This window comes from Streptomyces sp. 549 (genome assembly GCF_030124175.1).
Taxonomy (GTDB): domain Bacteria; phylum Actinomycetota; class Actinomycetes; order Streptomycetales; family Streptomycetaceae; genus Streptomyces.
Window position 1 is genome coordinate 22,289 of the sequence record NZ_JASKMT010000005.1, and the last position, 21,841, is coordinate 44,129.

Consider the following 21,841-nt stretch of genomic DNA (forward strand, 5'->3'; position numbering starts at 1 on the left):
GCCCCCCGAACCCTGTTCCTCGGTGGCGCAGGTGGAGGCATCGGCGCCGGTCAGCACCGGTCGTCCCCATCGACACCCGACCTCCACACCATCACGCCGAGGACGGCTTAACACGACTGCGGTGCACAGCAACCGCACGCTCGGGAGGTCTTGTTGTCCCCGCTCACCCCTCCCCCGCCCCTGCGCACCCGCGGCAGGGCCCGTTCGCGCGCGCCCATCCGGGCCGCGCTCAGCAAGAAGAAGGCCGCTGACCAGGCACCGGCGAAGATCCCGACCCTCGGTCAGGCGCTCCGGCCCGGTCTGGCCTTGATCGCCGTGCTGGTCCTGGTCGTCGCGTTCAGCGCCGGCGCGTTCCACCGCACCCGGGAGTTCCTGGACTTCGGTGCCGGCGTACTGGCCCTGGTGTCACTCACCGCTACCGTGCTCTGGGGTCTGGCCGCCACCGACCGGCTCATCCTGAAGTCCAACCACCGGCTGCTGGCCCAGGGTGTGCACCGCGGAACGGCCGTGGCGGGCCTTGGATTCCTCGCCCTGCACATCTGGGTGAAAGTGGCCGAAAGTCGCGTCACCGTGACCGGCGCGACAGTGCCGTTCGCCGATGGGGCGCGCCCGGTGCTCATCGGACTCGGTACCGTGGCGGCCTACCTCTTCGTGGCCGTGGCCGCGGTCGGTGCGGGCCGCAGGGTCTTCGCCTCCGGCGGCCGGTCCCGCTGGTGGCGCGCGCTGCACATGGGCGCGTACCCCGCCTGGGGCGCCGCGCTGGTGCACGGGCTGAAGGCCGGCCGGGCGGCGAGCGGATGGGTGACGGTGATGTACGCCCTGTGCCTCATCGGCGTCGCGGTGGCCCTGTCGTTGCGACTCCTTCCGAGCCGCAACACGCCGGCCGGCACTACGAACAACAGGTGGTAAGTCATGGCTGAAGTGACCCCGTCGGTCATGTCGATCGGCCCGCCCAGACTCCTGGCGGGCCTTGACGAGGTCTCCCGGATGGACCGGGTCCGGCACCTGACCGTGCACGGCTCGCTTCCCGAACTGCGGGCGAACGAGGTCGTCGAGCTCGCCGAGAACATCGACCTGCGCGGTCGCGGCGGCGCGGGTTTCCCGTTCGCCCGCAAGATGCAGGCAGTCATCAAGTCGGCCGGAAAGCGCGACGGGCGCTGCACGGTGGTGGTGAACGCCAGTGAGGGCGAGCCGAGCTGCCTCAAGGACACCGCGCTGCTGCTGCACGTCCCGCACCTGGTGCTGGACGGCGCCGCGCTCGCCGCGAGGGCACTCGGCGCGGAGGACGTCTGGCTCGGCGTCACCCGTGACGACGTGGAGCGGTCGGTCCGGGACGCCATCGCCGAACGCGGCCGGACCATGCCGCGGCTCAACGTCGCCCGGCTGCCGGAACGCTTCGTCACCGGCGAGGGCAGCGCCCTGATCAACGGCATCGCCCAGGCCCCGGCGCTGCCCAACGGCCGCCGCATCCGCTCCAGCGACAGCGGCCTGGGCGGACTGCCCACACTGCTCTCCAACACCGAGACCTGGGCCCAACTCGGCGTCGCCGCCCGCCTGGGCGCGCTGGAGTTCCGTTCGGTGGGCCTGCCCACCGAACCCGGCACGATCATGCTCACCGTCTCCGGCGGGTCGGGCCCCCGCGTCGTCGAGACGCCCAGCGGCGTGCCGCTGACGTACATCCTGCAGGTCTGCGGCGACACACCAGGTCAGGGCGTGCTGGTCGGCGGCTACCACGGTGGCTGGCTCAGCCCGCAGGCCGCGTGGAACACGGTCATATCCCGCGAGTCCATGAAGGCCAACGGCGGATCGCTGGGCGCCGGCGCGGTGATGCCGCTGCCCGAGACGACCTGTCCGGTGGGCGAGACGATCCTGGTCGCGCGCTGGATGGCCGACGAGACAGCGGGCCAGTGCGGCCCGTGCTTCATGGGCCTGCCCGGACTCGCCGACGACCTGGAGCGTGCTTCCAAGGGCGGCGGCGAGGCCGCGCTGACCGCTATCCGCGACCGCATGGACGCGGTCACCGGCCGGGGCGCGTGCAGCCATCCCGACGGCACGTCGCGCTTCGTGGCGTCGGCGATGAACGCCTTCACCGAGCACTTCGCCCTGCACGCCAGGTCCGGTGACTGCGGCCTGCCGACACTCGGCGTGCTGCCGCTCGACAACGAGGCACCCGCTCCGCAGCGCAAGGCGCTGCCGCCCGCGCCACCCCAGGCCGAGGAGGGCGCCGAGCGCCTGATCGTGGACTGGACGCTCTGTCAGGGGCACGGCCTGTGTGCGGACATCGTGCCCGGAGTCATCCAGCTGGGGCCCGACGGCTACCCGGGCCGAGCGGTGTCCGCCGTGCCCGGCGCCCTGCGGCAGGACGCCCTGCGGGCGGTCCGCCGATGCCCGGCGCTGGCCCTGCGCATCCAGGAGTGACACGCCGCACGGCGCCCGCCGCGGCCTCTCTCGCGGGAGGCCGCCGGAAAATTCTTCGGATGCTCTGAACGCTGGGGCGGTCGCACTCCGTATTCCCCGCTGAACGGCGCAAGTCGCCGAATCAGCAGCGGACGCGGAGGAGTGGTCATGAGGAATCGGCGGCAGACGGCGGCAGCAGGCGCGGCGGTGGCGGCGGTCATGGTGATGACGGCCGCCTGCGGCGGGTCCTCCGACCAGGGCCAGGACCGCGTGGCCCCGGCCGGTGACAGCTCGTCGCTGGCGCCGGACTCGAGTGACTTCGGCACCGACAGCAACGCCCCGGCGGCCGGCGGCGACAAGGGCGGCCCGGCCAAGACCCTGACGCTGCGTCAGGACGCCGACCTGGGCGGCGTGGTGACGGACAGTGCAGGCTGGACCCTGTACCGGTTCGAGGAGGACACGGCCGACCCGGCGAAGAGCAACTGCGACGGCGACTGCGCCACCGCCTGGCCCCCGGTGCCCGCGGAGGACGCCAGCGCGGCCGAGGGCATCGACGCCAAGCTGCTCGGCAAGGTAACCCGCACCGACGGCAAGGAGCAGTTGACGCTGGGCGGTTGGCCGGTCTACCGCTACGCCAAGGACGTCGCCCCCGGTGACACCAAGGGCCACGGCGTCGGCGGCACCTGGAACGCGCTGGCCGCCAACGGCGGCAAGGCCGGCCAGGCGAGCAGCGGCGGCGACGAGGCCGCGGGCAGCGGCGAGGACGTGGCCGGCGGCGGTTCCGACGCCGAGCTGTCGGCGGTGCAGGACCCGGAGCTGGGCACGCTCGTGGCGGACGAGGAGGGACGCATCCTGTACCGCTTCGACAAGGACACCGCCTGGCCGATGAAGTCCAACTGCGAGGGCGAGTGCCTGGAGACCTGGAAGCCGGCCAAGCCGGTCGACAAGAACAAGCTGGAGGGCATCGACCCCGAGCACATCTTCACGGTGAAGCGCTCCGACGGCACCGAGCAGCTGGCCATCGACTGCTGGCCGGTCTACTGGTTCACCGGTGACGCCGGTCCCGGTGACACCGAGGGCCACCTGAAGGGCAACGTGTGGCACGCCATCACCCCCGACGGCAAGAAGGCCAAGTCGGGTTCCTGACCCGGCGTCGGGAGGGCCGATGCAGGGCCGTACGCAGAGCGGACAGCGACAGCACGTCGGTTGGGGCGGGCCCGCGGCATCAAGTGCCGCGGGCCCGCCCCAGTCGACGTGCCGGACCGGGCGGGCGCGGCCGGCGGTCACCGGTTCCGGCCGCGCCCGGCTCTCACCTGCTTTCCGGGCCTGCCAGATGCCGGGCGATGACCACCCGCTGGATCTGGTTGGTGCCCTCGACGATCTGCAGCATCTTCGCCTCCCGCATGTAGCGTTCCGCCGGGAAGTCCGCCGTGTAGCCGTAGCCGCCGAGCAGTTGCACGGAGTCCACGGTGGCCTGCATGGCCGCGTCGGTGCAGAACAGCTTCGCCATCGCCGCCTGGCGGGAGAACGGCAGGCCCCGGTCGCGGAGCCGGGCCGCGGACAGGTAGAGCGCGCGTCCCGCCTCGATCTGGGTGGCCATGTCGGCCAGCATGAACCGCAGGCCCTGGAAGTCCGCCAGCGGGCGGCCGAACTGCTCCCGCGCGGCGACGTAGGCCAGCGCCTCGTCGAGCGCGGCCTGCGCAAGGCCGACCGCGCACGCCGCGATGCCCAGCCGGCCGGAGTCCAGCGCGGCGAGGGCGACAGCGAAGCCCTGGCCCTCGTCCCCGAGGCGCCGCGCGTCGGGCACCCGCACGCCGTCGAAGTGCAGCTGCGCGGTGGGTGAGCCCTTCATGCCCATCTTTCGCTCGGGCGCGGCGGCGGTCAGCCCCGGGGCGTCACCGGGCACGAGGAAGGCGGTGATGCCGCGCGGCCCCTCCCCGCCGGTCCTCGCCAGCACGGTGTAGAAGTCGGCGATGCCGCCGTGGGTGATCCAGGCCTTGGTGCCCTCGATGACCCAGTCGTCGCCCTGCCGGGTGGCGCGGGTGCGCAGCGCCGCGGCGTCCGACCCGGCGGACGGCTCGGAGAGGCAGTAGGCGCCGAGCATGCCGCCGCCGAGCATGCCGGGCAGGTGCTCGGCGCGCTGCTCCTTGCTGCCGAACTCCGCGAGGGCGTGGCAGGCGAGGGTGTGGACGCTGACGCCCAGCCCCACGGTGAGCCGGGCCGCCGCCAGTTCCTCCAGCACCTGGAGGTACACCTCGTAGGGCTGTTCGCCGCCGCCGAACTCCTCGTCGTAGGGCAGGGCCAGCAGGCCCGACTCGGAGAGCAGCGAGAACAGCTCCCGGGGGAAGCGGCCGGACTCCTCCTCCTCCGCCGCAGCGGGCTTGATCTCGCGCTGCACGAGTTCCCGGACGAGGCCGAGCAGGTCCCGGGCCTCCTCGGTGGGCAGCTGGCGGTCGACCGGCTGGGGGCCGTGATCGGACATGGCGGCGCTCTCCTCCCTTTCGGGCGCTGCGGCGGCGAGCGCTCGGGGTGTGGCGACGCCGCCGGACGTACGGGCCCGCTGCGAGGGTGCCGTCCCGGGTCTCGAGCGCGGCTGACCAGCGGCTGGGGCCGATTGGAGTATGCCCGATCGGCGGCGTGCCGTCACTGCCGACCGGGCATTGTGCTCCTGTCGTGTCCGGCCTCTGCCTGGCGGCGGGCCGGGGCCGATGCCTCCAGGGTGCCGGGTCGCCGCCCGCCCCGCACCCCGCAGGGGCGTCAGGGTGTTCAGCGGGCGCGGCGGACGGCGACCACGGTGTCGGTGACGAGTGCCTGCCGACCGCCGGGTCCGGTGGCCGTGCGCTGCGGCTGCTCCAGCCGCTCGGGGGTGAAGACGGACGGGTCGAGGGCGAAGGTGGCGTAGGTCTCGGCGGGCGTGGGGTAGTGCTGGTCGGGGTCGGTGTTCCAGGCCCACGGGCGGGTGGAGCCGTGGTCGACGACAAGCAGCAGGCCGCTGGGGGCGAGCGCCTGCGCGGCCCGGTGCAGGACACGCTCGCGCGGCAGGTCGAACGGGGTGTGCAGGTACTGAGCCGAGACGAGGTCGAAGGTGCCGTCCGGGAAGCCGGTGGCGAGGTCGTGCCGTTCGGTGGTGACACGCCCGCCGACCCCGGCCTCTTCCGCGTGGCGGGCCGTGCGGGCCAGCGCGGTGGAGGCGATGTCGACGGCGGTGACCCGCCAGCCTTGGCGGGCCAGCCATACGGAGTCGCCTCCCTCGCCGCAGCCCAGGTCCAGGGCGCGGCCGGGCGTGAGCTGCCGGGCGGTGTCGGCGAGCAGCGGGTTGGGGGTACCCCGCCAGACGTCGCCGCGATCGGCGTAGTGGGCCTCCCAGAACCGTCCCGCCTCGTCGGTGCCAATGCCGTCCTCGGTGCTGCTGTCTCTCATCTTCGGTCCCTTCGGGGTGCGATCGGCTCGGGTACCGCCGAGAGTGCCCCGCGGATGCTGAAACTGGAAGTTTCCATGCCGGTTCGGCAACATGATCGGACATGGACGAGTTCGAGGACGTACTGACCGCGGTCGGCCCCCGCCTGCGGGCCCTGCGGCACTCGCGCGGGCTCACGCTCGCCGCGCTGGCGGAGCTGACCGGGGTCTCGGAGAGCACTCTCTCCCGGCTGGAGAGCGGCGGACGCAAGCCCCAGCTGGAACTGCTGCTGCCACTCGCCCGCGCGCACGGCGTCGCCCTGGAGGACCTGGTCGGCGCCCCGCGCACCGGGGACCCACGGGTGCACCTGCGTCCGGTCAGCCGCGGCGGCATCACGTACGTGCCGCTGAGCCGCCGCCCGGGCGGGCTCCAGTCGTTCAAGCTGGTCATCGAGCCCGTCCGGGCTGCGCCCGAGCAGCAGACGCACGAGGGGTACGAGTGGCTGTACGTGCTCGACGGACGCCTGCGGCTCCTGCTGGGCGACCGCTCGCTGGTCCTGTCCCCGGGGGAGGCCGCCGAGTTCGACACCCGCGTCCCGCACCGGCTCGACGCGGAGGGAGACCGGCCGGTGGAACTGCTCGTGATCTTCGGCCCCCAGGGTGAACGCGCGCATCTGCGCGCCCGCCCCGCGTGACCTGCCGCCGCGCCGGGCGGCGTTGTCGGACCCTCCTGCCACAATGCGCCTCATGAGCCAGGTCTCCGCTGAGCACGCCCGCTGGGCCCTGGCCGCCGACACCGATCAGGGCGTGCGGGTGTGTCCGCTGGACGACCGCGGGCGCCAGGCCGGGCCGGTGCGGCACGAGCCGGACGCCGCCCGGGCGGTGGGGCGGCTGCCCGCCGGGACCCGCTGGGTGTGGCGGTCCACCGCGGAGTTCTATCCACCGCTGCTGCGCGCAGGGGCGCGGGTGGAGCGCTGCTACGACGTCGAGGTGGCCGAGGGCCTGCTGCTGGCGCACGAGGGCCGCTTCGGCGCACCGCGTTCGCTGGCCGCCGCCTGGGCCCGGCTGCACGGGCTGCCCGAGCCAGCCGACCGGCCGCCGGACACTCCCGACGCGCCACCGTCGCTGTTCGGCTCCGGCCCGGTGCCGCTGGCCGCCGGCACCGATCCGCTGGCGGCGCTGCTGGAGGTGTACGCCGCGCAACTCGCCCGCACCGCCGCGCTGCCGCATCCCGGCCGGATGCGACTGCTGCTGGCGGCGGAGTCCGCGGGCTGGCTGGTCGCCGCCGAGATGGGTGAGGCGGGTATGCCGTGGCGGGAGGACGTGCACCGGGAGCTGCTCACCGAACTGCTCGGCGAGCGCTATCCCGGCGGTCTGGAGCCGCAGCGGCTGGCGGAACTGGCCGAGGAGGTCTCCCGGGCCTTCGGGCCGGGCGAGCGGGTACGCCCCGACCGGCCGGCGGACGTGGTGCGGGCGTTCGGGCGGGCGGGCGTGCCGCTGCGTTCGAGCCGGGCGTGGGAGCTGCGGAGCATCGACCACCCGGCGGTGGAACCGCTGCTGCGGTACCGCAGGCTGTACCGGCTGCACACCGCGCACGGCTGGTCGTGGCTGCGCGCCTGGGTGCGCGACGGCCGGTTCCGGTCCTCCTACCTCCCCGCCGGTGCGCCCTCGGGGAGATGGACGACCAACGGCGGGGGTGCGCTGCAGATCCCGCGGGTGGTGCGGCGGGCGGTCGTCGCCGACCCCGGCTGGCGCCTGGTGGTGGCGGACGCGGACCAGCTGGAGCCGCGGGTGCTGGCAGCCGTGTCGGGGGACGCCGGGTTGCAGCAGGTCTCGGCGGGGGACGGCGACATGTACGCGGTGCTGTCGGACCGCGCCTTCGCCGGCGACCGGGAGCGGGCGAAGCTCGCCCTGCTGGGGGCCATGTACGGGCAGACCTCGGGCGACGGGCTCCGCCATCTCGCCGAGCTGCGGCGGCGGTTCCCCGCCGCGGTCGCCTACGTGGACGACGCCGCCCGGGAGGGCGAGCAGGGCCGGCTGGTCCGCACCTGGCTGGGCCGCACCTGCCCGCCCGCCGTCCGGGCCGATCCGCACGGCGGTGAGGACACGTTCGACGCCGAGGGGGAGGCCGCTGCGGACGCCGGCGCCGATGAGCGGTCCCCCGGGGAGCGGGGTGCGGCGGCGGCCCGGGCCCGGGGGCGCTTCACCCGCAACTTCGTGGTGCAGGGCAGCGCGGCCGACTGGGCGCTGCTGATGCTCGCCGCGCTGCGGCGCTCGCTGGTGGGTCTCCGGGCCGAGTTGGTCTTCTTCCAGCACGACGAGGTGATCGTGCACTGTCCGGCCGAGGAGGCCGAGCGGGTGACCGCCGCGGTGCGCGAGGCGGGGCAGGTCGCCGGGGAGCTGACGTTCGGCACCACCCCGGTCCGCTTCCCGTTCAGCACCGCGGTCGTCGGCTGTTACGCCGACGCCAAGTGAGCCGCCCGCGCCGACGCCAGGTGGACCGGCTGGACGCGGTCGGCTGCGCCGGGGCGGCCCGCGACGTCACCGGCGCATGGCCAGGGTGCTCGCCGAGCAAGCGGTGCGCACCCCCGAGCTGGGCGGCACCGCCACCACGCAGGAGTTCGCCGCCGCCCTGCTCGACGTGCTCTGACGGCTCCCGTCCCCCGGCTGCGGACGGTGCCGCGCCGGGGGCGGGAACGTACCGGTACGTCGCCCGGTGCCGTACCGGGACGTCGGCTCAGGTCCCGGGAGACCGGCTCAGTCCCGGGAGACCGGCTCAGGGCTGCTGCCAGCCGTCCTTCGCCGCGGCCTCGACGCCGATGGTGGTGGTGTCGCCGTGACCGGTGTGCACCACCGTCTCGGGTGGCAGCGTCAGCAGCCGGTCGCTGATCGAGCGCACGATGGTCGGGTAGTCCGAGAACGACCGGCCGGTGGCGCCGGGCCCGCCCTGGAACAGCGTGTCCCCGCTGAAGACGGCCGTCAGGTCTGGGGCGTGCAGGCAGACCGCTCCCGGCGCGTGGCCGGGGGTGTGCAGCACGGTCAGGACGACACCCGCGACCTCGATGACCTGGCCGTCGGCGAGTTCGCCGTCCGGTTCCAGGTCCGGGTGCGTCTGGCGCCACAGCGGCAGGTCGTCCGGGTGCAGCAGCACGGGGGCGCCGGTGCGCCGAGCCACCTCCGGCGCCGCGTCGACGTGGTCGTTGTGTGCGTGGGTGCACACGATCGCCCGGACCGCACGGTCGCCGAGCGCGGCGCAGATGGCGTCCGCGTCGTGAGCGGCGTCGATGACCACGACCTCCCGGTCGTCGCCGACGAGCCACACGTTGTTGTCCACCTCCCACGTCCCGCCGTCGAGGGTGAACACGCCGGAGGTGACGAGGTGGTCGATGCGGGCGCTCACGGCAGCGTCACCACCGAGCGCAGCACGTCGCCGGAGGAGATCCGGTCCAGCGCCTCGTCCACCCGGTCCAGGGTGATGGTCTCGGAGACGAACGCCTCCAGGTCCAGTCGGCCCTGGAGGTGCAGGTCGACGAGCATGGGGAAGTCCCGCGACGGCAGGCAGTCGCCGTACCAGGACGACTTCAGCGAGCCGCCCCGGCCGAACACGTCCAGCATCGGCAGTTCCAGCTTCATCTCCGGGGTGGGTACCCCGACCAGGACCACCGTGCCCGCCAGGTCCCTGGCGTAGAAGGCCTGTTCGTAGGTCTCGGGGCGGCCGACCGCCTCGATCACCACGTCGGCGCCGAAGCCGCCGGTGGCCTCGCGGATCGCCTCGACGGCGTCCGTCGTACGCGAGTTGACGGTGTGGGTGGCGCCCATGGCGCGTGCCTTCTCCAGCTTGCGGTCGTCGATGTCCACGGCGATGATCTTCGCCGCGCCGGCCAGGCGGGCCCCGGCCACCGCCGCGTCGCCCACTCCCCCGCAGCCGATGACGGCCACCGTGTCACCACGGCCGACCTGACCGGTGTTGACCGCGGCGCCGATGCCGGCCATCACGCCGCAGCCCAGCAGCCCGGCCACTGCCGGAGTGACCCGCGGGTCGACCCTTGTGCACTGCCCCGCCGCGACCAGGGTCTTCTCCGCGAACGCGCCGATGCCCAGCGCGGGGCTGAGGGCCGTGCCGTCGGCCAGCGTCATCGGCTGCCGCGCGTTGTGCGTGTCGAAGCAGTACCAGGGCCGTCCGCGGCGGCAGGCCCGGCACTGGCCGCACACCGCACGCCAGTTGAGCACCACGAAGTCACCGGGCGCGACCTCCGTCACGCCCGCGCCGACGGACTCGACCACGCCCGCCGCCTCGTGGCCCAGCAGGAACGGGAAGTCGTCGTTGATACCGCCCTCCTTGTAGTGGAGGTCGGTGTGGCACACCCCGCAGGCCTGCACCGCGACCACCGCCTCACCCGGCCCGGGGTCGGGCACCAGCACCGTCTCCACCCTGAGCGGCTCGTTCCTGCCCGGGGCGACAACGCCGCGTACTTCCTGTGGCATGCGAGGAGTTCCTCTCTGCGGGGGTGCCCGGCGGCTGGTGCGGCCGGCGGACTCGGCAGCCCACTATCGCCGCCACCCGTACAGCGTTCAAGCACGTGGCGCCCGGTGGCGCCCGCGGTCGTGCCACCGGACCCCTGCCGCACGGGGTGGGTGCCGCGCGGGGTGCGCACGTCAGCCGGGCGCGGCGTTCACGCGATGCCGAGCGAGTCCAACGCCCGGCGCTGGGCCGCCGTGGGGCGGGCCGGCCAGATGACGTAGCAGACGCCGCCGGACCCGCTCCTGATCCTGCCGGAGCCGTCCCGGCGCTTGGTGCGCAGCCAGGTGTTCTCCCACTCACCGCGCCGGTAGACGCGCCGCACCGCCGCGTTGTCCGGGGAGTTGGGGTCGTTGGCGATGACGTCTCCGTCAGCGGTGAACCCGATGAGCGTCATGAGGTGCCCGGTGGTGCCGTAGCCGGCGCCGGTCAGTTCGGTGGCGAGGAAGGACTGCGAGGTGACCAGCGGGATGCCGGCCCGCACGAGCCGCTCGGCGTCCGCCAGTGAGGACAGGCGGGTGACCGTCGCGCGCAGCCCCGGGTAGGTGGCGGCGTAGGCGGTGCTGAACGGCCAGTTGCCGCAGCCCTCATAGGTGTGGTCGTAGGTCTGGCGGGCCGCGTGGCAGATCTGGGGGTCGTCGTACTCGGGCTTGACCCACGCCAGGTCGGCCGGATCGGGCCGCCGGTCCCAGTACTCGACGATCATCTGGGTGGACGTCGGGCTGCACCACGCCTCCCCGCCGTTGTCGTAGCGCGGGTACCGGCCCAGGTGGACGTTCTGCGAGTAGCGCGGCACGTCCAGTTCGATCGCGCCGCCCCGGCCCGGCCTGGAGGCGGGGACCTCGAAGCGGTCCTCGATGTCGGAGCCGGTGGTGTCGAGCCGGCACACCCGGGGCGACTCCTCGCTGCCCGGCGCGCGGAGCAGCGTGACCCGCAGGCGGACGGCGGTGAAGCGCTGCTCCCCGGCGCCCGGACCGGTGACCAGGGTGTCGGTGGAGACCGAGCTGCGCCCGTCGCTCTGGCCGTCGACGGAGGTCCGGCAGGGCACGTCGTCGCCGTCGCCGGAGGCCCACACGCCCATGGTGAACCACGGTGTGGTGGTGCCGTCGGTGTAGGTGGCCCGCAGTTCCACCCGGATCCAGGTGCCGGGCGGCGTCCGCGCGTTCCACGAGGTGATCAACTCGCTCGCCGGGGTGCGGAGGGCGCGGGAGGCGGACGTCCAGGTCGCGTACTCCCAGGTGCTCGTGGCGCCGTCCCGGTGCGGGTCGCGGTACTCGGTGGTTCCTGCGGGCTCGGCCAGCAGCAGGCCGGGACGCTCCTCCCCGCCGGGCCGCACGCCCTGGGCGGAGCCGTGCTGCCAGTCCTTGGCGGTGTGCCACGAGTGGTGGGTCACCGTGGTGCCTCCCGGCGTGCGCCGGGGCAGGACGTACGCGCCGGCGGCGGTCGCCACCTGGGGAACCGCGAGCGTCACCGCACCGGCGAGAGCGGCGGTCAGCATACTGCGGCGGGTGGTCTCGAAGCTGGGCATGGCCTGATCCCTCGGTCGGTCCGTCGATGTGCTCGCGTCGGCGCCCGGCACAGGCGAAGATCCCACTATCACCTCGCGCGGGCGCCGCGCAGCGGTACCGGGTGCCCGACACGCCGGGAACCAGCGGTCTGGCGCAGCCGGACCGGCCCGGCACGTCCGAGGGCGCCACGGCCCCGGGGCCGGGCGGGACAGGCCCTTAGGCTGGCCGGATGCACGAGCCCAACGCCGACCGCCGCCCCCGGCAGCCCGCGCCGGCCGGACTGGCCGAGCTGGCCGCGGAGCTGCGGACCGCGGAGCCGTCCTGCGGCCCTGTGCGGGTCGTGGCCGTGGACGGCCACGCGGGATCGGGCAAGAGCACCTTCGCGGGGCGACTGGCGGCGAAGCTCGGCGGTGCGCCGGTGGTGCGGCTGGACGACCTCGCCAGCCACGACGCGCTGTTCGGCTGGACGGACCGCCTACTCACCCAGGTGCTCGACCCGCTGTCCCGCGGCGTGGCGGCCCGGTACCGGGTGTACGACTGGCACCTGCGGGCCTTCAGCGGGGAGCGGGTGGCCCACCCGGCCGGGGTGGTGCTGCTGGAGGGGGTCGGCGCCGGAAGACGGGAGGTGCGCGACCGGTTGGCCCGCGTGCTGTGGATGGACCGGGACGCGGCGGCGTCCTGGACGCGGGGGCGCCACCGGGACGGCCCGGAGCTTGCCGAATTCTGGGACGAATGGGTTCCCGCCGAACAGCGGCACTTCGCCAGTGACCCCACGCGCCCCCATGCGCATCTACTGGTACGGGAGAAATCGCCGGGGTACGAGGTGCTGCTGGGGCCTGCCGGGCGACGCAGCGAAGCCCCCGAACTTGACGGAGAGTGAGCGGACGGTCCCCCCGGGCGAGCACGGCGCGGCCAACACCCCACCATGAGCAGGTGCTTGACCCGATCCCGGCCAGGTTCTACGTTCTCCCTGCGCGGTCCGTGCAGACCGCCCTCCAGACGCGAAGCCCCCGGGCGTTCCCCCGTGACCGGGGGCTTCGCTCTGCCTGCGCACCCTCCGGGGACCAGCCCCCACGGGGTGGTCAACCATTCACTCTGTGTAGTCGGCGAGTGGTGGCCTGACGCGGGTTCCCGCACGTCACCGGGCAGACGGACACGGCCGGGCGCTCTTCGGTCAGGCGGTGCCGCCGGGTACGATGCCACTCATCGCGGGGCGCCGGCGGACCCGGTTGCGGGGTGGCGATTCCCCCCGAAGGCACGGCTGTTGCGCCATCAGGGCGGCGTTCCGGCCGCACAAAGCGGGGGACCACTCGTGGGGGGGATGCCATGGACTTCAGCACGCAGGAGCCCCTGGACGCACGCGCGCACGCACCCGCCGACCTCGCGTGGCTGCGGGGCGTCGACGCGTACACCGTGGGCAGCTACGCCCAGGCCGAGGACGAGTTCCGCAACGCCACGGGACTGGATCCGGGCATGGCGGACGCCTGGCTGGGACTGCACGCGCTCCGCGCGGACACCACCACCGCCCTGCTGCGCATGTTCGAGTACCGGGACCGCTTCGGCGAGCAGCGGTCCCGGCACCGCAGGACGCTCAACTCCTGGTACTGGCTGGGCTGGTGGGTGCAGCCGGTGCTGGAGACCAGCCGCGACCTGCTGCTGGCGCACGCCTCGCACTGGCTCGACGGGCGCCATGTCGCCGAACTCGACCGGGCGCTGGCGGGCTGCCCGCCGCCGGAGTCCGACCCGCAGGTCCGGTTCCTGCATGCCTGTCGCGCCTACCTGGCGAAGGACTGGGAGGGGCTGGTCGCCCACACCGAGCCGCTGGTCGGTGACCACCTGCTCGGCATCGAGGCGGGCCTGTTCGCCGGCATGGCGCGGGTGCGGCTGGAGATGTACGGGCAGGCCGAGCCGCTGCTGTCCGCGGCGCTGATGCGCTGCCGCAGCGAGCAGCCGCAGCGCAAGGAGCTGCGGTACTGGCTGGCGCGGGCGCGGGAGGGCACCGGGCGCAGCGCGGCGGCGCTGCCGCTCTACCGGGCCGTGCACCGGGTCGATCCGGCGTTCATGGACACCGCGGCCCGCCTCACCGCGATCGCCGAGGGGGACGGCGCCGCGGAGGTTCCGGGCCTCGCGGCGGCCGTCACGCTGGCCGGGCAGGATGCCGTCCGCGACCAGTCGCTGGACACCGATCCGCTGGCCGCCGACGGCTCGGACGTGCCGGACCCGGCGGCCGACGGCCTTCGGCTGGGCGGCGGGGAGGCGGGCGCGGAGTCAGCGCCGGTGGACGCCGACGGGGTGCGCGAGCGGTCCGGGCGGCGACCGGGCCAGCCGGCGGCGGACGCCTGGCCGTCCGGGCCCTCGGACTCCGCGCTGCTGACCCGCGCCCTGGACGAACTGGAGCGCATGGTCGGGCTGGAGCCGGTGAAGCGGCAGGTGCGGGCGTTGTCCGCCCAGCTGCACATGGCTCGGCTGCGGGCCCAGCAGGGCCTGCCCGTGCAGCCGCCGAAGCGGCACTTCGTCTTCTCCGGGCCGTCCGGCACAGGCAAGACCACCGTGGCCCGCATCCTCGGCCGGGTGTTCTGCGCGCTGGGCCTGCTCGGCGGCGAGCATCTGGTCGAGGCGCAGCGGGCCGACCTGGTCGGGGAGTTCATGGGGCAGACGGCCGTCAAGGCCAACGAGCTGATCGACTCGGCGCTGGGCGGGGTGCTGTTCGTGGACGAGGCGTACAGCCTCTCCAACTCCGGTTACGCGAAGGGCGACGCCTACGGTGACGAGGCTCTGCAGGTGCTGCTGAAGCGGGCGGAGGACAACCGGGACCGCCTGGTGGTGATCCTGGCCGGCTACCCGGAGGGCATGGACCGGCTGCTGGCCGCCAATCCGGGGCTGGGATCGCGGTTCACCACCCGCATCGACTTCCCCAGCTACCGCCCGCTGGAGCTGACCGCGATCGGGCAGGTCCTGGCCGCGGAGAACGGCGACAGCTGGGACGAGGAGGCGCTGGACGAGCTGCGCAGCGTCAGCGGCCACGTGGTCGACCAGGGCTGGATCGACGAGCTGGGCAACGGCCGGTTCCTGCGCACGCTGTACGAGAAGAGCTGCGCCTACCGGGACCTGCGGTTGTCGGGCTGCGCCGGAGCGCCGTCCAGGGACGACCTGGCGACGCTGCGGCTGCCCGACCTGATGCAGGCGTACGGCGAGGTGATGTCGGGGCGGGCCCCCGGCGGCGCGAACCGGCGGCAGCCCCCGCCGGGCTGAGCCGGGGCAGCGGCCCGCGGGCAGGGCCGGCCGGGGTCAGACGGAGGTGGGGCGGCTGCCGCCGTAGTGCTCGGCGAGGGCCCGCAGCGTCTCGGCGTCCTCGATCGCCTGCCGCTTGTTGACGCCGGGCTGGATGCCCATCGCGGGCAGGCTGGTGCCGTCGGACAGGTCCAGCAGCACCCAGGGGTCACCCGAGCGCAGGTTGACCTGGAGGATCTCCGGCCAGTCCAGGCGCCGCCTGGTGGTGAGGTTGACGACGGTGACGCCGCCCTCCTCGGCCGTCACGTGCGGACGGGCGAGGAGGGCGAGCACCGCGAAGAAGAGCCCGCCGGTGAAGATGAACGTGATCCGCTCCCCCACGCCGATGCCTTCGAGCAGCAGCGCGATGACGGCGAGCACCGCCCAGATCGCGGCCCCCACCGCGAGCAGGACCACACGGGTGCGGGTCGGCCGGAAGGTGAGGGGCAGGCTGGGGCGGGGCGCGGCGGGGGGCACGGGTGCTTCTCCTGGATCGGGTGCGGGTCAGATCCGGCAGGCGTGGATCGTGGTGGTGAGGATGGCGCGCGCACCCATGTCGTAGAGGTCGTCCATGATGCCCTGCGCGTCGGCGGTGGGGACCATCGAGCGCACCGCCACCCAGCCCTTGTCGTGCAGCGGCGAGACGGTCGGTGACTCCAGGCCGGGGGTCAGCTGCACGGCCTTCTCCACGTGCTCGGCGCGGATGTCGTAGTCCATCATCACGTAGCGCCGGGCGACCAGCACGCCGTGCATGCGGCGCAGGAACTGCTGGACCTTGGGGTCGTCGGCCGGGGCGCCGCTGCGTCGCACGACGACCGCCTCCGACTCCAGGATCGGCTCGCTGATGATCTCCAGGCCGGCGTTGCGCAGCGTGGTGCCGGTCTCCACGACGTCCGCGATGACCTGGGCGACACCGAGCTGGATGGCCGTCTCCACCGCGCCGTCCAGACGGACCACGGAGGCCTCGACGCCGTGGTCGGCGAGGTGCTTGGCGACCAGGCCGGAGAAGGACGTGGCGACGGTCATGCCGCCGAACTCGCCGACGTGGGTGGCCGTTCCGGGCCGGGTGGCGTAGCGGAAGGTGGAGGCGGCGAAGCCGAGCTGGAGGATCTCCTCCGCGTCGGCGCCGGAGTCCAGCAGCAGGTCCCGGCCTGTGATGCCGATGTCGAGCTTGCCGGAGCCGACGTAGACGGCGATGTCACGCGGACGCAGGAAGAAGAACTCCACGTCGTTGACGCTGTCCACCAGGACCAGCTCACGGCGGTCCTTGCGCTGCCGGTAGCCGGCCTCATGGAGCATCGCCGACGCAGGCTCGGAGAGTGAACCCTTGTTCGGGACGGCGATGCGCAGCATGGGTGGGGCTTCCTTCACGTGAGGACGGCGGTAACGAGGTGGACGGGTTCCGGGGCGGGTGCCCCGGCGGATCACAGGTGAGCGTATACGTCGTCGAGGGAGATGCCGCGGGCGACCATCATCACCTGGAGGTGGTACAGCAGCTGGGAGATCTCCTCCGCGGTGCGGTCGGCGCCTTCGTGCTCGGCGGCCATCCACACCTCGGCTGCCTCCTCGACGACCTTCTTGCCGATGCTGTGGACCCCGGCCGACACCAGTTCCGCGGTGCGGGAGGTGGCGGGGTCGCCCGTCGCTGCCTTGCGCTGGAGCTCGGCGAAGAGCTCGTCGAATGTCTTGTTCGCCATGGTGGTTCTTACCCTACGGGGTGTTCGCCGCGGCGGTGCACGGCGTCCCGGCACTCGGACGGGCGGGGACGCCGCCCACCGCCGCGGCGTGCGGGCGGCGGGTGCGGAGGAGCGGCCGGGGCCGGGTCAGCGCCAGGGCTCGGCGACGGTCCGCAGCACGGTGGCGGTGGCGACGGCCGCGGTGACGGCCTCGTGGCCCTTGTCCTCGCTGGAGCCGGGCAGGCCGGCCCGGTCCAGGGCCTGCTGCTCGGTGTCGCAGGTGAGCACACCGAAGCCGATCGGCACGCCGGTGTCCACCGAGACCCTGGTCAGCCCCTCGGTGACGCCCTGGCAGACGTACTCGAAGTGCGGGGTGCCGCCGCGGATGACCACGCCGAGCGCGACGACCGCGTCGTAGCCGCGGTCGGCCAGCACCTTCGCCACCACGGGCAGTTCGAAGCTGCCGGGCACGCGCAGCACGGTCGGCTCGTCGATGCCCAGTTCGCCCAGCGCCCGCAGGGCCCCGTTCACCAGGCCGTCCATGACGGTGGGGTGCCACTGCGCGGCGATCACCGCGACCCGCAGGTCTCCGCAGTTCTTCACGGTCAGTTCGGGTGCGCCCTTGCCGCTCAACGTTGCTCCTCATTCATCGGATGTGCCGGGGTGGATCGGTGATACCCGGGGGGATCGGTGGGGCGGCGGGTCACTGACTGCCGCAGGCGGAGGCGTGAGCGTCCTCCAGCCAGGGCAGTTCGTGGCCCATGCGGTCCCGCTTGGTGCGCAGGTAGCGCAGGTTGTGCTCGCCGGCCAGCACCGGCATCGGCTCCCGGCCGTTGACGCGCAGCCCGTGCAGCAGCAGGGCGTCGGTCTTCTCCGGGTTGTTGGTCATCAGCCGCAGCGAGCGCACGCCGAGGTCGGCGAGCATCTGCGCGCCGGCGGCGTAGTCGCGCGCGTCGGCGGGCAGACCCAGCTCCAGGTTGGCGTCGAGGGTGTCCCGGCCGCGCTCCTGGAGTTCGTAGGCGCGCAGCTTCGACAGCAGGCCGATGCCGCGTCCCTCGTGGCCGCGGAGGTAGACGACAACACCGCGGCCCTCCGCCTGGACGCGCGCGAGAGCGGTCTGCAGCTGCGGGCCGCAGTCGCAGCGCTGGGAGCCGAAGATGTCACCGGTGAGGCATTCGGAATGCACCCGAACGAGTACGTCCTCACCGTCGGAGAGGTCACCCGCGACCAGCGCGACGTGCTCCACACCGTCGGTCTCGGAGCGGTAGCCGTACGCCCGGAACTCACCGTGGGCGGTGGGCAGCCGCGTCTCGGCCTCGCGGTGCACGGTGGGCAGCCGGTGGGCGGGCGCCACCACTGCCGGCGGCTCGGCGGTGGCCGGATGCCGGGAGCCGGCCTGCCCGGCTCCGGTGGCCTCGGGCTGCTCCGGGGCCTGGGGCTGCTCGGTGGCCCGGCGGTGCGCGGCGAGGTCCTCGATGGAGATGATCGCCAGCCCGTGCTTGCGGGCGAACGGGACCAGCTCGGGCAGCCGCATCATGGTGCCGTCCTCGGCGGCGATCTCCACGATGGCCGCTGCGGGGCGCAGCCCGGCGAGGCGGGCCAGGTCGACACCGGCCTCGGTGTGGCCGGGCCGGGCGAGCACGCCGCCCGGGCGGGCCCGCAGCGGGAAGACGTGACCGGGCCGCACGAAGTCGCCCGCGGTGTACCGCGGGTCGGCGAGCATGCGGATGGTCGTCGCACGGTCGGCGGCGGAGATGCCGGTGGTCACGCCGTGCTCGGCGGACGCGTCGACCGACACCGTGAACGCGGTGCCCATGGACTCGGTGTTGCTGGCCACCATCTGCGGGAGGTCGAGCCGGTCGAGGACGTCGCCCTCCATCGGGACGCACACCAGGCCGCGGCACTCGGTCATCATGAACGCCACGATCTCGGGCGTGACCTTCTCGGCGGCGATCACGAGGTCGCCCTCGTTCTCCCGGTCCTCGTCGTCGACGACCACCACCGGGCGGCCGGCGGCGATCTCGGCCAGCGCGTACCCGATCGGGTCGAGCGTGAGGTCGGTGAGGTCACCGGCGGTGTGCGGCGCTCCGTACCAGTTGCTCAGCGCGGTCATGAGGTGGCTCCTTCCATGTGCCGGGGCTGCCCGGGAAGCGGTGCGGCGGTGTCACGGGAGCGGAGCCACCAGGCCCGCATGCCCCACAGCACCAGCACGAGGTAGACGAGGTAGACCAGACCCGAGAAGGCGAGGCCGCTGGCGAAGGCGAGGGGGACGCCGACCAGGTCCACCAGCAGCCAGGCGAACCAGAACTCCACGAGTCCCTTGGCCTGCGCGACCATGGCCGCGAGGGTGCCGATGAAGATGTAGGCGTCCGGCCACGGGTTCCACGACAGCTGCGGCACCGCGGTGAACAGCGCGCCCACCGCGGCGGTGCCGGCCGCCGTGCCGGCGACCAGCCAGAGGCGTTCGCGCCAGGTGGCGAAGCGGATGGCGATCGAGCCGTCCTGGGCCTGCCGCCGCCCGTTCTGCCACTGCCGCCAGCCCCACAGCGCCACGGTGATCACCAGCAGCTGCTTGCCGACGCCGCCGCCGAGCTCGGCGGACGCGTAGGCGGCGACCAGGACCAGGCCGGACAGCACCTGCGCGGGCCAGGTCCACAGCGAGCGCCGCCATCCCAGGGCCAGTGCCAGCAGGCCCAGCAGGTTGCCGGTCATGTCGGACCAGATGACGGGCTGGCCCAGCACCTCGAAGGCGGCGCCGTTCAGCCAGTCGAAGAGGCTCACCGCGGCTGCTCCGTCCCGGCCGGGCGCACGCCCGCGTCGAGCAGCCGCTCCACGTACTTGGCGAGCACGTCGACCTCCAGGTTCACCGGGTCGCCGACCTGCTTGGTGCCGAGGGTGGTGAGGTCGAGCGTGGTCGGGATCAGGCTGACCGTGAACCGGTCCCGGCCCGCGTCGACGACGGTGAGGCTGACGCCGTCGATGGTGACGGAACCCTTCGCGACGAGGTAGCGGGACAGCTCCGGCGGCAGCGACACCTCGACGATCTCCCAGTGCTCACCGGGGGTGCGCGCGGTGATGGTGCCGGTGCCGTCCACGTGGCCCTGCACGAGGTGCCCGCCGAGCCGGCCGCCGAGCGCCATGGGCCGCTCCAGGTTGACCCGGGAGCCCTCGGTGAGCGCGCCGAGGCTGGAGCGCTTGAGGGTCTCCGCCATGACGTCGGCCGTGAACTCGCCGTCCCCGCAGGTGACGACGGTCAGGCAGACGCCGTTGACCGCGATGGAGTCGCCGTGCCGGGCCCCCTCGGTGACGAGCGGGCCGCGCAGGCGCAGGCGGCTGGAGTCGCCGAGGTCCTCGACCGCGGTGACCTCGCCCAGCTCTTCGACGATTCCGGTGAACACTCAGGACTCCTCAGTGCGGGTGGGGACGGCGGTGACGCGCAGGTCGGGGCCGAGCTGCGCGGTGCCGGTGACGTGGAGGCGCAGGGCCTGCGCGAGGGTCGTGATGCCGGCGCCGGTGAGGACCTGCGGCCCGGCCCCCAGCAGTACGGGCGCGAGGTAGGCGGTGACCCGGTCCACGGCGCCGGCCGCGACGAAGGCGCCGGCCAGGGTGGGGCCGCCCTCCAGCAGCACCGAGCGGACGGCCCGCTCGTGCAGTGCGCTGAGCAGCGCGGTGAGGTCCAGGCCCGTGCCGTCGGCGGCCCGGGGCAGCCGCAGCACCTCGGCCCGCCCGGCGGGCGGCTCGGGGGCGTCCTCGGCGACGGCGAGCAGGGTGGGCGCGGCGTCGTCCAGGACGCGGGCGCCGGGACGGACGGCGCTCGCGTCGGTGTCGACGACGACGCGCAGCGGCTGGCGCACGCCGGGCAGGCCGCGGACGGCCAGGTGCGGGTCGTCGGTGCGGGCGGTGCCGGAGCCGACAAGCACGGCGTCGCATTCGGCGCGCAGCCGGTGCACGTCGGCGCGGGCCTCGGCGGAGGTGATCCAGCGACTGGTGCCGTCGGCGGCGGCGACCCGGCCGTCGAGGGTCGCCGCGAACTTCCAGTGCACGTACGGGCGGTCCAGCGCCACGGAGGTGAGCCAGGCGGCGTTGACAGCGGCGGCCTCGTCGGCGAGCAGTCCGCCCGCCACGTCCACGCCGGCGGCGGCCAGTGCCGCCGCGCCGCCGGAGGCGACCGGGTGGGGGTCGGCCACGGCGTAGACGACGCGGGCGATGCCGGCGTCGAGCAGCGCCTGGGTGCAGGGGCCGGTGCGGCCGGTGTGGTGGCAGGGTTCCAGGGTGACGACGGCGGTGCCGCCGCGGGCGTCGTCGCCGGCTTCGGCGAGCGCGTGGATCTCGGCGTGCGGGCCGCCGGCCCGCTTGTGCCAGCCCTCGCCGACGGCGCGTCCGGTGCGGTCGAGGACAACGCAGCCGACGACCGGGTTGGGGCTGGTGAGTCCCGCACCGCGGGAAGCCAGGGCGACGGCGCGACGCATGGCGTCGCGCTCGTGCTGCGCAGCGGCGGAATCGGCCACCGGGTCCTCCTGCCTCATCGGGCACGGACTCCGGGGCGTTGCGGCACATCAGCGGACGTCGAACACGGCAGACGGCACACCGGTCCGGTGGGGTGCCCAAGCGGACACCTCGGCCGGCGCCGGCACGTCATGCACCGATACACGCCCGCCGCGCACTGCCTCCCATCCGGACTTTAACCGTCGGTCCAGGAGTTTCACCTGGTCAACCGGTCGCTGGAGGCGATCGGGTCGCGGACTGTAACCGCCGGTTCGGACTTTCACCGACCCCGGAGTGCGCTGACGTCACTGATACGCGTCCAGTCTGCCACGGACGGCGGCGGCACGGACACCCCGTCCGTGTGCGGTGACTCACAGCAGCCCCAGGCGCCTCGGGCGGGTGGGGGACGAACCTCGGGCGGAACGACAGGACTTCACGCATTGGTCCATACCTATTGACGGGTTGGTCTAGTCCACTTAATGTCACCTCAACCTCGCGGAGGAACACCCGGATCCCCCACCCGCGGTTCCGGGAGCACGGCCCCTCCCCCACACCCGCTCCTCCCCGCTGGCCCCCACCCCACCCGTACC

General features: G+C 73.9%; 20 protein-coding genes and 1 riboswitch. Of the genes, 7 read left to right on the forward strand and 13 right to left on the reverse strand.

What is annotated here, in order from left to right; genetic code table 11:
• Positions 1-153 precede the first annotated feature (153 nt).
• From QNO07_RS07770 to QNO07_RS07780, 3 genes are all read left to right on the forward strand, one after another.
• Positions 154-909: a hypothetical protein gene (locus QNO07_RS07770; RefSeq protein WP_283990927.1), complete on the forward strand. Its 756-nt coding sequence runs from the start codon at positions 154-156 to the stop codon at positions 907-909.
• 3 nt (positions 910-912) lie between these two features.
• On the forward strand, positions 913-2,418 hold the full coding sequence (locus QNO07_RS07775) for an NADH-ubiquinone oxidoreductase-F iron-sulfur binding region domain-containing protein (RefSeq protein WP_283990928.1): 1,506 nt from the start codon (positions 913-915) through the stop codon (positions 2,416-2,418).
• A gap of 147 nt (positions 2,419-2,565) precedes the next feature.
• Positions 2,566-3,543: an SCO0930 family lipoprotein gene (locus QNO07_RS07780; protein ID WP_283990929.1), complete on the forward strand. Its 978-nt coding sequence runs from the start codon at positions 2,566-2,568 to the stop codon at positions 3,541-3,543.
• Positions 3,544-3,706: 163 nt separating this feature from the next.
• Here QNO07_RS07780 and QNO07_RS07785 read toward each other — a convergent pair whose 3' ends face one another.
• Together QNO07_RS07785 and QNO07_RS07790 are read right to left on the reverse strand one after the other, a co-directional pair.
• Entirely contained in the window at positions 3,707-4,879 is a 1,173-nt protein-coding gene (locus QNO07_RS07785) for an acyl-CoA dehydrogenase family protein (protein WP_283990930.1), read from the reverse strand.
• A 284-nt stretch (positions 4,880-5,163) separates the two neighbouring features.
• The gene (locus QNO07_RS07790) at positions 5,164-5,817 is read right to left on the reverse strand and encodes a class I SAM-dependent methyltransferase (protein ID WP_283990931.1); all 654 of its coding nucleotides are present in this window, start codon (positions 5,815-5,817) and stop codon (positions 5,164-5,166) included.
• A gap of 101 nt (positions 5,818-5,918) precedes the next feature.
• On the opposite strand from QNO07_RS07790, the gene QNO07_RS07795 reads away from it, so the two are divergent.
• Together QNO07_RS07795 and QNO07_RS07800 are read left to right on the forward strand one after the other, a co-directional pair.
• A complete protein-coding gene (locus QNO07_RS07795) occupies positions 5,919-6,488 on the forward strand; it encodes a helix-turn-helix domain-containing protein (protein ID WP_283990932.1) in 570 nt (189 codons plus the stop codon).
• Between the two features lie 52 nt (positions 6,489-6,540).
• Positions 6,541-8,268, forward strand: a complete 1,728-nt coding sequence (locus QNO07_RS07800; protein WP_283990933.1) for a bifunctional 3'-5' exonuclease/DNA polymerase — start codon at positions 6,541-6,543, stop codon at positions 8,266-8,268.
• Positions 8,269-8,569: 301 nt separating this feature from the next.
• Here the strand turns inward: QNO07_RS07800 and QNO07_RS07805 are convergent, their stop codons facing one another.
• From QNO07_RS07805 to QNO07_RS07815, 3 genes are all read right to left on the reverse strand, one after another.
• Entirely contained in the window at positions 8,570-9,193 is a 624-nt protein-coding gene (locus tag QNO07_RS07805) for an MBL fold metallo-hydrolase (protein WP_283990934.1), read from the reverse strand.
• Positions 9,190-10,278, reverse strand: a complete 1,089-nt coding sequence (locus QNO07_RS07810) for an S-(hydroxymethyl)mycothiol dehydrogenase (RefSeq protein ID WP_283990935.1) — start codon at positions 10,276-10,278, stop codon at positions 9,190-9,192. Before QNO07_RS07810 ends, QNO07_RS07805 begins: the two co-directional genes overlap by 4 nt.
• Positions 10,279-10,466: 188 nt before the next feature.
• The gene (locus tag QNO07_RS07815) at positions 10,467-11,840 is read right to left on the reverse strand and encodes a C39 family peptidase (RefSeq protein WP_283990936.1); all 1,374 of its coding nucleotides are present in this window, start codon (positions 11,838-11,840) and stop codon (positions 10,467-10,469) included.
• A 209-nt stretch (positions 11,841-12,049) separates the two neighbouring features.
• Here QNO07_RS07815 and QNO07_RS07820 point away from each other — a divergent pair, with 209 nt between their 5' ends.
• Positions 12,050-12,700: a uridine kinase family protein gene (locus tag QNO07_RS07820; protein ID WP_283990937.1), complete on the forward strand. Its 651-nt coding sequence runs from the start codon at positions 12,050-12,052 to the stop codon at positions 12,698-12,700.
• Between the two features lie 446 nt (positions 12,701-13,146).
• Positions 13,147-15,072, forward strand: coding sequence for an AAA family ATPase (locus QNO07_RS07825; protein ID WP_283990938.1), 1,926 nt, complete (start codon positions 13,147-13,149; stop codon positions 15,070-15,072).
• A gap of 36 nt (positions 15,073-15,108) precedes the next feature.
• Here QNO07_RS07825 and QNO07_RS07830 read toward each other — a convergent pair whose 3' ends face one another.
• The 8 genes from QNO07_RS07830 to ribD all read right to left on the reverse strand — a co-directional run bounded on the left by QNO07_RS07830 (position 15,109) and on the right by ribD (position 21,292).
• Complete coding sequence (locus QNO07_RS07830) at positions 15,109-15,567, reverse strand: PH domain-containing protein (RefSeq protein ID WP_283990939.1); 459 nt, start codon at positions 15,565-15,567, stop codon at positions 15,109-15,111.
• Between the two features lie 27 nt (positions 15,568-15,594).
• The gene (hisG, locus tag QNO07_RS07835) at positions 15,595-16,443 is read right to left on the reverse strand and encodes an ATP phosphoribosyltransferase (protein WP_283990940.1); all 849 of its coding nucleotides are present in this window, start codon (positions 16,441-16,443) and stop codon (positions 15,595-15,597) included.
• 71 nt (positions 16,444-16,514) lie between these two features.
• A complete protein-coding gene (locus tag QNO07_RS07840) occupies positions 16,515-16,787 on the reverse strand; it encodes a phosphoribosyl-ATP diphosphatase (protein ID WP_283990941.1) in 273 nt (90 codons plus the stop codon).
• 126 nt (positions 16,788-16,913) lie between these two features.
• Complete coding sequence (gene ribH / locus QNO07_RS07845; protein ID WP_283990942.1) at positions 16,914-17,399, reverse strand: 6,7-dimethyl-8-ribityllumazine synthase; 486 nt, start codon at positions 17,397-17,399, stop codon at positions 16,914-16,916.
• A 70-nt stretch (positions 17,400-17,469) separates the two neighbouring features.
• Positions 17,470-18,879, reverse strand: a complete 1,410-nt coding sequence (gene ribA / locus QNO07_RS07850) for a GTP cyclohydrolase II (protein WP_283990943.1) — start codon at positions 18,877-18,879, stop codon at positions 17,470-17,472.
• The gene (locus tag QNO07_RS07855; RefSeq protein WP_283990944.1) at positions 18,876-19,547 is read right to left on the reverse strand and encodes a nicotinamide mononucleotide transporter family protein; all 672 of its coding nucleotides are present in this window, start codon (positions 19,545-19,547) and stop codon (positions 18,876-18,878) included. The genes ribA and QNO07_RS07855 overlap by 4 nt, the downstream gene beginning before the upstream one ends.
• A complete protein-coding gene (locus QNO07_RS07860) occupies positions 19,544-20,164 on the reverse strand; it encodes a riboflavin synthase (protein WP_283990945.1) in 621 nt (206 codons plus the stop codon). The genes QNO07_RS07855 and QNO07_RS07860 overlap by 4 nt, the downstream gene beginning before the upstream one ends.
• Positions 20,165-21,292: a bifunctional diaminohydroxyphosphoribosylaminopyrimidine deaminase/5-amino-6-(5-phosphoribosylamino)uracil reductase RibD gene (gene ribD / locus QNO07_RS07865; protein WP_283990946.1), complete on the reverse strand. Its 1,128-nt coding sequence runs from the start codon at positions 21,290-21,292 to the stop codon at positions 20,165-20,167.
• A gap of 130 nt (positions 21,293-21,422) precedes the next feature.
• Positions 21,423-21,553: riboswitch (FMN riboswitch) on the reverse strand.
• Positions 21,554-21,841 lie beyond the last annotated feature (288 nt).